The sequence below is a fragment of the Granulicella sp. L46 genome (assembly GCF_009765785.1).
Lineage (GTDB): Bacteria > Acidobacteriota > Terriglobia > Terriglobales > Acidobacteriaceae > Granulicella.
Map to the genome: position 1 here is coordinate 63,537 of NZ_LMUT01000003.1, position 13,452 is coordinate 76,988.

The window sequence follows — 13,452 nt, forward strand, 5'->3', positions numbered from 1 at the left end:
GGTTTGCAGTATTCTTCTTGCACCATGAGACTTTCAATTCTGACCGTCGCTCTCGCGGGCTGCACGTTCGCCACGGCGGCGCAGCAGCCTGAAACTCACGTCACTGTTCTACACGCGGCTCGCATTCTCGATGTCGCCGCGGGCAAGGTTCTTTCGCCGGGCGAAGTACTGGTGGAAGGTGAGCGGATTCGCGAGGTAGGTTCCCATGTCACGCGGCCAGTCGGGGCTGTGGTGATCGACCTCGGCGATACGACGCTGATGCCTGGCCTCATCGACGTGCACACTCATCTCTTCCTCCACCCCGGCAACGAAGGTCTGCAGACGGTCGAGGAGTCCGTGCCGCAGCGAACCCTACAGGCTGCGGCTGCCGCGAAGGCCGATGTGATGGCCGGCTTCACCGCGGAGCGCGACATGGGGACAGAGGGAGCTGGGTGCGCCGATGTTGCTGTGCGCGATGCGATCAGCAGCGGCCTGATTCCTGGTCCGCGCATGCGCGTTTCGTGCAACGCGATCGACATCGTGGGCGGGCATGAAGACGCCATTGGATTCAATCCTGCCCAACAAGTGCTCTCGAACGCCGACTATGCGAACTCCGCCGACCAGATTGTTGCGGTGATGCGTGAGCAGCGTAAGGGTGGGGCCGACTTCACCAAAATTTACGAGACGGGGCGAGACCGTCTCGAAGGCGATACCTTCACGACGCCTTATCAATACACTGAAGCGCAGCTTGCCGCGGCGGTCGCAGAGGCCGATCGTACGGGCTCGTTTGTGGGAGTGCATTGCACCGGTGAGCCGGGGGCTTCGTATGCGGCGGAGGCTGGTGTGGCCGCTATCGATCACGCTTACAACCTTTCGCCGGCGACGATGAAGATCATGCGCGAGAAGCAGATTTACGCCGTGCCTACGTTTGCTGTTGTTGAGTATTTCGCTGACCATCCACAGCGCGGGGATGGCTCGGAAGATCGCCGCGAACTTGCTTACCACGCGAAGCAGTTCAAGAAGCAGATGGCGGCGGGCGTGCCGTTTGCGGTGGGATCGGATGTGGGGCCGTTTCCGCATGGAACACAGGCGCGTGAGCTCGAGTTGATGGTGAAGTTTGGCATGCCGCCAGCGGATGTGCTGCGCGCAGACCTGATCAATGGGGCACGACTGCTGCGGTGGGCTGACGAAATTGGGCAGCTAAAGCCGGGCTTTTATGCGGATGTGATCGCAGTTCCCGGCAATCCGCTGGACGATATTGGCGTGTTGAAGAAGGCCGTCTTCGTGATGAAGAACGGCGAGGTGCTGCGCAAGGATTAGGCTAGCCGCGCCTAGCTGCTAGCCAGCCTTCTCCGTCAGTTCGGCCCAGCGCTGGTAGACGGCATCGTGCTCGGCCTGCGCGGCTTCCATTTCGGCGAGTGCCTCGGTGAGCGCGGCAGGGTCGGTGACGACGGCGTTGTCGTCGAGGCGATCGTGCGCGGCGGCCATGCGTGCATCGGCTTTGTCGACGCGTTCTTCGATGCCGTCGAATTCGCGCTGCTCCAGGTAGGAGAGCTTCTTCTTGCCCGGCGTTGGCGGTGCGCTGGATGTAGCCGAGGCGCGCTGCGAGCTGTTGGCTGCAGCCTGCTGGTTCGCCACGTAGCCCTGCTCGACGCCCTTCCACTCTTCCCACTGCGAGTAATCCGCGAAGACGCGCGCGTGGGCGTGGCCGTCGAGGCCAAGCACAATGTTGGAGACACGATCGAGCATATAGCGATCGTGCGTGACTAACACGAGCGCTCCCTTGAACTCGAGCAGCGCCTCTTCGAGGATTTCGAGCGTGGGAATGTCGAGGTCGTTGGTGGGTTCGTCGAGCATGAGGACATCGGCCGGCTGCAACATGAGGCGCGCGATCAGCACACGGCCGCGCTCGCCGCCGCTGAGGCGTTCGACGGGCTGGTTGAGCTGGTCGCCGGTGAAGAGAAACTTTGCGGCATAGCTGGCGACGTGCACTACGCGATCCTGGTAGACGACTGAGTCGGAGTCGGGCGCGAGGGCGCGGCGCAGCGTGAGTGTGGGGTCGATCTCGCGCAGTTGCGAGAAGTACACGATGCGCAGGCCGTTGGCGCGTTTGATCGTGCCCTTGGTCGCAGGGATTTCGCCCGACATGGCGCGCAGAATGGTCGTCTTGCCGCTGCCGTTGGGGCCGACGAGGCCTAGTTTCATGCCGTTGGTGACGTTGAAGCTGACGCCGCCGACGATCTCTCGGCCGCCCAGCGAGATGCTGACATCTTCAAACTCGATGAGCCGCTTGGTCTGGCGCTCGGTTGCGTTGAACTCGATGCCGGCGCTCGATGTACGGGTGCGCGAATCAACATCCGCGAGCTTGCCGATGAGCTCGTGCGCGTTATCAATGCGCGCTTTTGCCTTGGTGGCGCGGGCTTTGGGACCGCGACGCAGCCACTCAATCTCCGTCTTGACGCGGTTGCGCAGGCCTTCCTGCATTTTGCTCTGAGCTTCGACGTAGAGCTCGCGGCCTTCGAGAAATTTTGAGTAGGTTCCGCGCACACGCAGCACGCCCTCGGCGTAAACGCGGCTTAGTTCGACGACCTCGCTGGCGACGTTCTCGAGGAAGTAGCGATCGTGCGAGACCACGACGCAGGCAAACCGTGCGCTGCGGAGTACACCTTCGAGCCATTCAATGCCTTCGAGATCTAGGTGATTGGTCGGCTCGTCGAGCAGGAGCACATCGGGTTCGGTGACCATGGCTTCTGCAATCGCCAGCCGCTTCCTCCAGCCACCCGACAGGCTGGCCGCCTCGGCATCCATACGGATCGAGGTATCGGTTCCGTCATCGGCAAATCCGGCGCGGCCGAGGGTCTCGCGCAGGCGCTGCTCGCGTTCGTTGGCGGGGACGCTGGCGCGCTCGAGGGCGGCTTCCATCACGCTGCGGACGGTCATGCCTGCGGCATACTCGGAGATCTGGCGGACGTAGCCGATGCGCGCGCGGCGGCGCACGGAGACCTCGCCGGAGTCGGGCTCGACTTCGCCGGCCAGCACGGCCAAAAGCGTGGACTTTCCGGCGCCATTGGGGCCGATGAGGCCGATCCGGTCGCCCTCGTTTACTGCAAAGGAAATTTTTTCGAAGAGAGGCGTGGCGCCGAAACGCTTGGACACGCCTTGTGCATTGAGAATTGGTGGCATCACACCCAGTTTACTGGTTTGCGATGGGTGTGCGCTGTGGGGGGTACTGGAGGCTCGGTTTTACGTTCAATCGGAATGTCGGCTTGTTCGTTCGCAGCAATGGCGACTCTACGTTGTAGGCGGCCAGCTTCCACACTCCATCGACATTGTGGAGACAGATGGTTTCGTTCCCTGAACCCTTGTCGAATACGGTGGAATAGTGGAGCGTCAAGAAACTTCCCATCGTCTCGTCCATGGAATCGTCGCTATCGGTCTGGGTTGAAGAGCGAGGGGCACCTAGCCGCGTCCGAACGTTATCAAACATGCCATTGGATGTCTCGGCAGTGATTGTTTCTCTGTAGGTTGCATCGGAGTTGGCGAAGATACCTGCATCGTCCGCGACCATCATCTTTTGATGGAGAGCGGTTACAGCCGCTTCAGCTTTATGCGACTGCGCGTGGGACCATTTAACGAAGGCAACTGACCCTCCAGCCAAGGCCAGGACCAGGATGCTTGCAGCAGCCCACTTCCAGGCTGGGACAGGTTCGAGGACCATGGGTGGAGGAGGAGGAATGAACGGGCGCGGAGGCCAAGCGGGTGCGGCTTCCTTCGGAACGGCTGGTTGCTGCTGCTGCCCGGGATTGATTTCGTTCATTCGCATCCCTCGTGGCACTCAGTCGTCGGATCTCTCAACTCTCGCCGACCGCAAAGGACCTAGTCGAGGTCGAAGTCGCGAATTGGCTTACCTGTGTTCGGCGACTCTTTGGCCTTCTTGACGGCCTCAGCGAACTTCTTGGCCATCACATCGTCCTTGTTTTTTTCCGCCTGGACGGATTGCGCAAAGATGGATTCGCGGCGGGCGTCCTGCTCTTTCAGGGCTTTCGCAGCGGCGCCGAAGTCCTCGAAGGTCTTCTTGCGCGGGGCGGGGGTATGCGCAATCACCGACCGGCTGACCGGGTCCACCTTCAACATCCCGCCACAATCCGGGCACATCACTTCAAATGGCTGGTCGCTCAATCCCATAACAAACCTCGACTAAAACAGCCTCCGGCATTTGCTGGAAACGTCTCTATCGATTGTACGGCGGCGGCGGCACATACCTGTAGACGAAGCGAGGTGTGTCGTTTGCGGCCCATACGAGGGCAAGGACCCAGCCGATCAACGTCCAGCCAAAGAAGAGATTAATCAGGAAGATCCACCAGAAGTTCTCAACGTGGCGGGATCCCGCGACGAAGGTTGGGAGGAAGTGGATGAAGAACGCGACGACGCCGATCAGGACCAACACCAGGATTGGTAATCCCAAAAGAAAGGTCATGCCCGAAAGTATCGCGCACGTAGTTACTTATGTATAGAGGTCAGAGGAATACAACTCGATGCCCCGGGCATTCCTGGGAAGCATGGCTCACCAGGAGCGAGGGCAGCGCGTCGCCGTATCGGGCGAGGAACCATACGCCGCCGAGCAGGCGCTCCTGCAGGTGGCCGTCCGGGTACAGGCTTAGCATGATGGCCGTCGCGTGCTTGTGCAGCGATGCCTGCTTCTGCAGCTCGAAGTTCGCAGCCATGCGGCGCAGGCGGTTCATCTGGTAGCGCATCTTGCTGGCAGAGACGCCGGCAGCGCGGCCGAGGTCGGCGCTCATCGAGGTCATGTATTCGGTGAGCGCAGTGAGCTCGGCGTCCATGGAGCTGCCAACGGCTGCGATTTTGCGCTTGCCTTCGATGGGCATGGCGCGGGCGGCGAGGCGAAGAGCCAGGTTCGCGACCGTCTTCGCCTCGAGCACCTGCGGAAACTGCACCTCGTGCGCGGCCATGGCGGACACGATCGCCGGCTCTACCAGCGTTGCCATCAGCCGTGGCAGCACCGGCGTTACGCGACCGAGGATGCGGCTGTACAGCACCTCCGACTGCGCAAAGTAGGCGATCTCGGCTGGGCCACCGATATAGGCGGCAGTGGGCAGAATGGTGTCCTGGAAGACGGGTCGCAGGAGCGCGTTGGGACTCAGGCGCTCTGGTTCGGCAGCAAGAATCTGCAGCAACTCCGCAGTGGTGTAGCCGTGTGCACCGGCCTTCCACTCACCGTCGGCGGTTCGACGCAACGGCAGGCGTGCGCCGGTCTCGGCATCGATGAGGAAGAGTAGCGAATGGTCGGCGGTGACCAGCACCTGCGCGTGATATCCGGCGGCCTCGAGATCCTGCGAGCGCACAAGCAACGCATCTTCGAGTTCGTCGGCACGCTCGAGCGCGGCTTGCAGAACACTGGAGCCCATGGCGTGGAAGTCGCGTGAGGCAGCGTCCATGACGATCAATCCATACTCGGCAAAAATCTTCGTGAGGAGCCGGCCAAAGGCTGAGGCGAGTGTTGCGCCGGGGGTGTAACACTCGCGCAACACATTGCTGATGGGCGCCCAGGCGAGCAGCTCGCTGGCCTGGTTGAGAGTGGCCTCCAGACGCTTGAGGCCCTCATCGCTGCCGCCATCGACGGGCAGTGTGCCCACCGGAAACGGGCGCGCCGCCTTGAGGCCCAGGCTCAGGGTTTCTACCGCGGTCTTGGAGAGCAGCGCGAGTTGATCGACCTCGGCGAGATCGTGGTCCTCGGTGGCCAGCCAGAAGATGGGAACGTGATCGCGGCCACTGGCTTTCGTTGCATCCTGCGCTTTGCGAATGACGGTGGCGGCCTTGAGAAGCGTTAGCAGCGGGCCTCCAAACAAGACGACCTGCTGGCCAGTGACAACGGCTGCAGCGCCTTGCTTGAGGCGCTCGATATTGGCGAAGACAGCCTCGCCGGCGGAGAAGTTTTCAGCCTGCACACGCAACGCTTCCGCGAGGCGGCTGCGGTGAGAGGTATCAAGGGTGGGTGAAGTGCTGGCCCAGTCCATCGAAAACGGGTTGGACGGATACCAGCGCCGCAGAGCCGCCGGATGCGAAGCGGCGGCGTGATCCGCGAAGTCGCGGAAGAGCGGCGTGGTGCCGGGCAGCGTCGAGATGGGGTAACACTGGGAGTCCATGCAGGTTTTAGTCTCTCATCCTGAGACTCTTTGGATGCTCGAGGCGGGGCTCCGATGCAGCAAATCCTCGCGTGCGCCGGTCCGGGCGCGTCGTGTACTGTACGGTCATGGGAACCAAAAAGACCTCGACTGCTAAAAAGCCTAAGCCCACTTCCCCGTCCCCGGCAAAATCAAGCCCTGCGAAGAAGAGCCCGGCAAAGACGTCTACTACGGTTGTGCCGAAGCCGGTCAAGCTGACGGGCCGTGGCCGAACCGTATCGTCCAAAACCGTGTACCAAGGCAACGTCTTCTGGGTGACGCGGGACGAGGTGGAGGAGCCGGGCGGCGTGAAGGCGACCCGTGATGTGATCCGCCACAACGGTTCCGTGGTTATTCTTGCCGTCGATACGGAGACGAACCCGAAGGACCCGGGCATCCTATTGATCCGGCAGTATCGTCACGCAGCCGGCAAGCTGATGCTGGAGTTGCCGGCTGGCCGGATTGAGCCTGGAGAAAAGCTGGTTCCTGCTGGTAAGCGCGAACTCATCGAGGAGACCGGCTACCGAGCGAAACGCTGGTCACACCATTGCAACTACTACGCGAGCCCGGGCTTCTTGACCGAGACGATGACGATTCTGCTGGCCGAGGGCCTTACCCAGGGCGAAGCCGCGCCCGAGGAAGACGAGAAGATTGAATTGCACATGACGCCGCTGTCCGAGGTTCTACGGCTTATTCGCTCGGGCAAGATCGAGGACGGAAAGACGTTGATCGGCGTGTTGATCTATGACGATCTGTGGCGCTCGAAGTCTGCGCAGCGCTGAGCCTTGCTGTAGCTCCGCCAAAGGCCATTCCCGGTCAAAATATTCATTTTGCCTTTATGTTTGCAAGGCGACATAAGAAAAAAGAGGTCGTACGGTCTGGAATCTGACGATTCCCGAATATCCTCAGGCCGCCTAAGTGCTCGTATTTGCGTCATACCCTGTAACATCTTCCGGCCACGCGGAAGGTATATTTCGAGCACGGTAAGGGACCCATGGCACAGTACAAAGGGACAGTTAAGTGGTTCAACAACGCAAAGGGCTACGGATTTCTGGGGCGTGAGGATGGCCCCGACGTCTTCGTACATTACAGTTCCATCAAGCTGGAGGGCTATAAAACGCTGAAGGAGGGCGACGAGGTGGAGTTCGACGTGATTCAGGGAACGAAAGGTCCGCAAGCGGACCAGGTCACGCGGACGAAGTCGGTTTAGCGCACAAGGCCGCGATTCGCTGGGGAACGGCCAAAACTTTACAATCGAAGCAGATCCGGGCCGCGTTGCACCTTTGGCCCGGACTTCGACTTTTTATGGACAACATTACCCTCGCTCGGCTGCTTGATGAAACAGCGGCACTGCTGGAGATCGACGCGGCTGACACGTTTCGTGTCCGATCGTATCGCCGCGCCGCGGAAGCGGTGGAACAGCAGACCACACAACTTGCCACGCTCGCGACGGAGGATGCAGATCCGAAAGCGTTGCTGGCTATTGCCGGAATCGGCAAAGGGATGGCGGCGAATATCCGTGACCTGGTGGCGACCGGAACGATGCCCCTGCGCGAAGAATTGCTGCAGCGCTACAAGGCGAGCATGCTGGAGTTGTTGCGGCTGCCCGGCATGGGCCCGAAGACGGTGGCGCTCGTCTATTCCGCGCTGGGCGTGAGCGATATCGATGGCCTTGAGGAAGCTGCCAAGCGCGGCGATCTGCTGCCACTGCCGCGCATGGGCCAGAAGTTTACCGACAAGCTGCTCAAGGGGATTGAGGACTATCGCAAGAACTCTTCCCGCTTTCGCATCGACGTGGCGCGCCAACATGCGGAACGTATCAGCGAACTCATTCGACTGTTCCCGGGGATTGAGACGATCACTCCAGCAGGCTCCCTGCGCCGCGGCCGCGAGACGGTCGGCGATCTTGATTTGCTGGTGACCGGCCCAGCGTGCGAACCCGACGTCGTTGCCGCAGCGGTCGAGCATGTGGCGACACTGCCGCTCATTGACAAGCTGTTGGCGCGCGGCCAGAACAAGGTTAGCTTCACCCTGCGCAACAACCTGCAGGTGGACGTGCGACTGCTCCCGCGCGCCAGTTACGGCGCCGCGCTGCAATACTTTACCGGCTCGAAGATGCATAACGTGGCACTGCGTCAGCGGGCGATCAAACGTGGCCTTACCCTGAGTGAATATGCGTTGCTCCGGCTCGAGGACAATGTGGTCGTGGCGGCAGCTACCGAGCAGGAGATTTATAACGCGCTGGATCTCGATTACATTCCTCCTGAGCTGCGCGAGAACTGCGGTGAACTTGAGGCCGCGGCGAAACATACGCTGCCGCAGTTGATCGTCCGCGGCGACATACGCGGCGATCTGCACATGCACACCACTGAGTCCGATGGCAGCAACTCGATCCGCGAGATGGCCGAGGCCGCGATCGATCGCGGGCTGGAATACATTGCGATCACCGACCACTCCAAGAACCTGGCGATGACCAATGGCATGGACGACACACGCGCGCTTGCCCATGCACGCCGCATTCGCGAGGCCTCCGCCGAGCTCGCTGCAGAGTTTGCCGCAGGACGCGGGCCGCAGTGGGAACGCTACGAAGCTCGGTTGAAGAACAACGAAACCGATGTAATCAAGCCGGCGATTCCCTTCCGTATTCTCGCCGGTGTCGAAGTCGACATCCTGCTCGATGGCTCGCTGGATTTAGCCGACGAGACGCTTTCGCAGCTCGACATCGTGGTCGCGAGCGTTCATTCCGGCTTCAACCAGACTGCGGAAGAAGTGACGGCGCGCGTGTTGCGGGCTGCTGAAAACAAGCACGTGCATATCCTCGGCCATCCCACTGGCCGCAAGGTGCTGCAGCGCGAGGGGTACAAGATCGACCTTGCCCAATTGCTACCGGCTGCGGCGCGCCTGGGAGTCGCCGTCGAACACAATGCAGCGCCGGCGCGTGCAGATCTGAACGACTTGAATCTGCGCCTTGCCAAAGAACATGGATGCAAGATCGTGGTGAACACCGACGCGCACGTGACCGACGAGCTCGATCAGATCGACCACGGAATTGTGCAACTGCGTCAGGCGTGGCTGAGTCCGGGCGATGTCCTCAACACGCGTCCTGTTGAGGAGCTGCTGGCAGCGCTGCGAAGAACCTGAGCCAGCGCCGCGAGCTATCCTGAGCTACCGCCGCGCGCTATCCTGTGGAAGATGCCTGAACCCGATCTCACACTCGCACCCCCGCCCGACAATCATCGCCTGATCCCTATGCTCGTCATCGCCGGCATTGTGATGACCGCGGTCGGCGTGGCGGTCTACATGCTAAATCCCCGCAAGACAGCGGAGATTACCGTGCAGAAGACCGAGGTCTTCGCGCCGCACACAGAGTTCAAGCAAACACCCAGCAGCAGTCAGATCGTCGGCGCGGCTGCGGCGTCTGAGGACGATGTCTATGTGGTTGCTACGCTGAGAATTCAGGACAAGCTGCGCCTGCCGATCTTCCTGACCAACACCTCCTCCACGATGACCAACGAGGATGGTTCGACGCTGGAAGCGACGGTGGTCCCGCCGCTCGATCTGCCGCGGTTGGAACAGACGTTTCCACAGATCGTTCCGCTGGTCAGCGCGCCTGCCCCGCCGCCGCTTGAGTTTGAGGATGCGATCGCAGCAGGAACCACCCGCGCCGGCACCGTCGTTCTGCTGTTCCCACAGACAACGGAGAAGCAATGGCGTGCAAAGAAGTCGGCGACGCTGACCGTGCATCTCGCGCACGACGCCGCGCCGATCAACGTCCCTCTGCCGTAACCATCAAAAATAGGGGCTGCACAGTGTCTGTGCAGCCCCTTCAAAGCAAACGTGGTTTGTAAGGTGATTACTGACCAGCGCTGGGAGCGGCCATCGGCTCAGGCGCATTCTTCGGCGTGCTGAGATAACCCGAAACCGTCTTCTTGCCGATGTTGTTTACGACGATCTCAAAGAGAGCCGGCGTCTTTCCAGAGTAGAACTGGATGGGCTCGTCGAGTGTCCGGTCCTTCTTTTCGATGCTCCGGTCATCCGAGCTAACCACCAGCGTGAACTTGGAGCGCTTCACATCAATCTTCTTCAGATCGATCTTGATGGTCCCGACGTTCTTGGCACCCGCACCCTTGTCGAGGGTGAACTCGTAGTAGTTGCGGTCCCCCTTATGCTTCAGTTCCTCCAGCTCAGTGTGATTGGTAGCAATCAGGCCGCTCATCACGCCGGCGTCGCCCATCACACGGTTAAGCTGGGTCTTGGTTGCGTCGAGATCTGCCTTCGTGCTGGCAACATCTGTTTTTACGCCACCAACATCCGTCTTCACGCTCGAAACATCAGTCTGAACCGCGCCAACCTGCTGCGCGGTCGCCTTCTGCTCGCGTGCTAAGCGCTGCGTCTGGATCGCCTCTTTCTGCTCGGCGGCTACGAGTTCATCTGACTTGTCCTGGAGCTGCTTCTGAGTCAGACCAACGCTTTGAGCCAGCGCCTGGCCCTGGGCCTTCATGCGCTCATTCGTGTCGTCTATCTTTTCCGAAAGCGCTGCGTTTTGCGCGGTCGCGGCAGAAAGCTTGGACTCCGCATCCGTCAGATGGCTCTGCAGCCCGAAACTCCAGGCCAGGCCACCCAAGGCGACGATCAACGCCGCAACCGCAACACCTACCAGCCATGTTGCCGGCTTGTGCTCCACGTAGGTGTCATGAGTTGTGCTTCCATTGTCATCTAACAGGCTCATTCGTTGACTTCCTCCTTGCAGGTGCGCTCTTTCAGCGTGAATTCGCTCAGAGTTAACCTGAACGATAAGATGCAGATTCCGCTCGGATGAGGACGTTAAAAGCGGCCAAAACCGAGGGTGACCTTGATTGTACGTTCGCGTCTAACCAATCCCGGTGGATCGTATGACGAGGTATCAATTGACGCAACCTCTGACGACCGGAGGAAGCGATGGATAATGAGAGCAGATGAGCCTCCGTTTCGATTCAACCCGGACTCCCGACATCGTCGTGATTGGCGCCGGATTGATTGGGTTGGCGATTGCGCTGGAACTGATTGATCGCGGCGCACAGGTGACGGTCGTCGATCGCGGACAGAGCCTGGGGGGCGCCTCCACGGCCGCGGCTGGGATGCTCGCCGCCGCCGATCCGGGCAATCCTCCTGAACTTCAAGAACTCTCTCGGCTGAGCGCCGAACGCTATCCCGCGTTTCTTGGCCGGCTGGAAGCGCTTTCCGGTATTGCGGTTCCCTTCCAGACAAACACCACGGTGCAATACCTCGAGGATGGGTCGACGGTACGGCTGGCGGAACACTCGCTCGACCCTCGGCAACTGGCCGCAGCCCTGCGCGCTGCGGTGAATGCGACGTCGATTCGGCTGCTCGAACATACGCAGATTGCCGCCGCGGATCAGAACTCCGGCGGCGCCACAATTCGACTGAACGGCGGCACGGCAATCAATGCTCAGGCGGTCGTCTACGCGGCCGGTGCGTGGACCTCTGAAGTAATGGCGGCGCTGGATAACGACCCAATCTCCGTGACGCCATGCAAGGGACAGATGCTGCGCGTGCGCCTGCCGTTTCCGCTCGACGAGGTTCATCGCAGCGAGCGAATCTATATCTGCCCACGCACCCGCGGTCCGCAGGCAGGCACCGCGCTGATCGGCGCGACGGTGGAAAATGCCGGCTTCGATATGTCGGTACACGGCGTCGATCTGGACGCCCTGCGGGCGCTCGCGGCGAAGCTCATCCCGGAGCTGGCGTCGGAAGCCGAAGCTCCCATGGTTGAGTCGTGGGCAGGGCTGCGTCCCGCCACTCCGGATAAGCTGCCCATATTGGGAGCATGTTCCCGTCCCGGGCAATTCATCGCGACCGGGCACTATCGTAACGGCATCCTGCAGGCGCCGGGCACGGCCCTGGTGATGGCCGACGTGCTCGAAGGCAAGGCCCCATGCATCGATATTTCGGCGCTTTCGCCGCTGCGCTTTGCCTGCTCCGTCACCGGCTAGAGAGCTAATCGATTGCCCAAATCGATATTCGGCCAGACTCTCGTGACAACCACTTCTAAGCTGCCCGATAATCGCAGGGTACTGCGTAAGCATGAGGTTTTCAGGAGAGCTGCACCTATGTCCACCGTCGCACCCAAGGGTTTGCAAGACGTCATTGCCAATGATTCCTCGATTTGTTTCATCGACGGAGGCAAAGGAATTCTGTCGTATCGTGGCATCGACATCCACGAGCTCGCGCAAAAGTCGTCCTTCGAAGAGACGACTTTTTTACTTTGGAATGGAAGCCTGCCGACCGCTGCGGAGCTCAATGATTTTTCGCACCAGCTAGCGGCCGCGCGGCAACTGCCCGACGACGTGATTGACTTCCTCACCCGGCTGCCCAAGACCGCGAGCCCGATGGAGGTTTTGCGTACTGCCGTCTCGCTGCTCTCTATTTATGACCCTGACGAAAAGTCGGTGCTGCATACCGCCAACATCCGCAAGAGCTTCCGCCTCACCGCGCAGATCGCCATGATCATCGCGTTCTTCGACCGCATCCGCAAGGGCAAAGAGATTGTGAAGCCGGACACCTCGCTCTCACACGCGGCAAACTTCCTCTGGATGCTCAACGGTGAAAAGCCCTCGGAGACTGCGACCAAGGCGCTCGACGTCGCGCTGGTGTTGCATGCCGACCACGAGCTCAACGCCAGCACCTTTGCGGCGCGCGTGATCGCGGCAACGCTCTCGGATCTGCACTCGGCCATCACGGGAGCGATCGGCGCACTGAAGGGGCCGCTGCACGGCGGGGCGAACGAGGCCGTTATGCACCTGCTCTACGCCATCGACCAGGCCGGTGAAGATCCCGTCGAGCACGTGCGCACGATGATCGAGAACAAGGAAAAGATCTCTGGCTTCGGCCATCGCGTGTACACCACCGAAGACCCGCGCGCCACGCACCTGCGTCGCATGTCCGAGGACCTCGGCAAGGACGCTAATCCCAAGTGGTATGAGATGTCGCGCAAGATCGAGCTGTTCGTGAAAGAGGAGAAGAAGCTCAACGCCAACGTCGATTTCTACTCGGCCAGCACCTACACGACTTTGGGCATCGACATCGATCTGTTTACGCCGATCTTCGCGCTAAGCCGCATCTCGGGCTGGTGCGCGCATGTGATCGAGCAGCACGACGACAATCGCCTGATCCGCCCGCGCGCCAATTACACCGGCCCAGCGTACCCCGCTCCGTATGTTCCTATCGAGCAGCGCACGTCCGAGGCCCACAAGCTCGCGGAGAAGCCCAGCGCGTAGGCATTAGGTCCGCG

13 protein-coding genes are annotated in these 13,452 nt (G+C 60.8%); 7 read left to right on the plus strand and 6 right to left on the minus strand.

Features of this window, described 5'->3' with window-relative positions; all coding sequences use genetic code 11:
* Window positions 1-24 precede the first annotated feature (24 nt).
* Window positions 25-1,299 (plus strand): amidohydrolase family protein, encoded by a 1,275-nt coding sequence (locus GSQ80_RS01195; RefSeq protein ID WP_158785691.1) that lies wholly within the window; start codon window positions 25-27, stop codon window positions 1,297-1,299.
* A gap of 18 nt (window positions 1,300-1,317) precedes the next feature.
* Here the strand turns inward: GSQ80_RS01195 and GSQ80_RS01200 are convergent, their stop codons facing one another.
* The 5 genes from GSQ80_RS01200 to bshC are packed head-to-tail and all read right to left on the minus strand — an operon-like array spanning window position 1,318 to window position 6,143.
* Window positions 1,318-3,162, minus strand: coding sequence for an ABC-F family ATP-binding cassette domain-containing protein (locus GSQ80_RS01200; protein ID WP_158785692.1), 1,845 nt, complete (start codon window positions 3,160-3,162; stop codon window positions 1,318-1,320).
* Between the two features lie 10 nt (window positions 3,163-3,172).
* A complete protein-coding gene (locus GSQ80_RS01205; RefSeq protein ID WP_158785693.1) occupies window positions 3,173-3,796 on the minus strand; it encodes a DUF4019 domain-containing protein in 624 nt (207 codons plus the stop codon).
* 59 nt (window positions 3,797-3,855) lie between these two features.
* Window positions 3,856-4,164, minus strand: coding sequence for a hypothetical protein (locus tag GSQ80_RS01210; protein WP_158785694.1), 309 nt, complete (start codon window positions 4,162-4,164; stop codon window positions 3,856-3,858).
* 46 nt (window positions 4,165-4,210) lie between these two features.
* On the minus strand, window positions 4,211-4,456 hold the full coding sequence (locus GSQ80_RS01215; protein ID WP_158785695.1) for a superinfection immunity protein: 246 nt from the start codon (window positions 4,454-4,456) through the stop codon (window positions 4,211-4,213).
* A 40-nt stretch (window positions 4,457-4,496) separates the two neighbouring features.
* On the minus strand, window positions 4,497-6,143 hold the full coding sequence (gene bshC, locus GSQ80_RS01220; RefSeq protein WP_158785696.1) for a bacillithiol biosynthesis cysteine-adding enzyme BshC: 1,647 nt from the start codon (window positions 6,141-6,143) through the stop codon (window positions 4,497-4,499).
* 215 nt (window positions 6,144-6,358) lie between these two features.
* On the opposite strand from bshC, the gene GSQ80_RS01225 reads away from it, so the two are divergent.
* The 4 genes from GSQ80_RS01225 (at window position 6,359) to GSQ80_RS01240 (ending at window position 9,947) form a co-directional block, all read left to right on the plus strand.
* The gene (locus tag GSQ80_RS01225; RefSeq protein WP_254059381.1) at window positions 6,359-6,943 is read left to right on the plus strand and encodes an NUDIX hydrolase; all 585 of its coding nucleotides are present in this window, start codon (window positions 6,359-6,361) and stop codon (window positions 6,941-6,943) included.
* A 212-nt stretch (window positions 6,944-7,155) separates the two neighbouring features.
* Complete coding sequence (locus tag GSQ80_RS01230; RefSeq protein ID WP_158785698.1) at window positions 7,156-7,371, plus strand: cold shock domain-containing protein; 216 nt, start codon at window positions 7,156-7,158, stop codon at window positions 7,369-7,371.
* A gap of 95 nt (window positions 7,372-7,466) precedes the next feature.
* Window positions 7,467-9,302 carry a PHP domain-containing protein gene (locus GSQ80_RS01235; protein ID WP_158785699.1) on the plus strand — a complete coding sequence of 612 codons (1,836 nt, stop codon included), beginning with the start codon at window positions 7,467-7,469 and terminating at the stop codon, window positions 9,300-9,302.
* A 51-nt stretch (window positions 9,303-9,353) separates the two neighbouring features.
* Window positions 9,354-9,947, plus strand: a complete 594-nt coding sequence (locus GSQ80_RS01240; protein WP_158785700.1) for a hypothetical protein — start codon at window positions 9,354-9,356, stop codon at window positions 9,945-9,947.
* A gap of 67 nt (window positions 9,948-10,014) precedes the next feature.
* On the opposite strand, the gene GSQ80_RS01245 is transcribed toward GSQ80_RS01240, so the two are convergent.
* Window positions 10,015-10,890 carry a hypothetical protein gene (locus tag GSQ80_RS01245; protein WP_254059382.1) on the minus strand — a complete coding sequence of 292 codons (876 nt, stop codon included), beginning with the start codon at window positions 10,888-10,890 and terminating at the stop codon, window positions 10,015-10,017.
* A 226-nt stretch (window positions 10,891-11,116) separates the two neighbouring features.
* Between GSQ80_RS01245 and GSQ80_RS01250 the strand changes: the two genes are divergently transcribed.
* Together GSQ80_RS01250 and GSQ80_RS01255 are read left to right on the plus strand one after the other, a co-directional pair.
* Entirely contained in the window at window positions 11,117-12,154 is a 1,038-nt protein-coding gene (locus GSQ80_RS01250; protein WP_158785701.1) for an FAD-binding oxidoreductase, read from the plus strand.
* 117 nt (window positions 12,155-12,271) lie between these two features.
* On the plus strand, window positions 12,272-13,438 hold the full coding sequence (locus GSQ80_RS01255; protein ID WP_158785702.1) for a citrate synthase: 1,167 nt from the start codon (window positions 12,272-12,274) through the stop codon (window positions 13,436-13,438).
* Window positions 13,439-13,452: the final 14 nt, after the last annotated feature.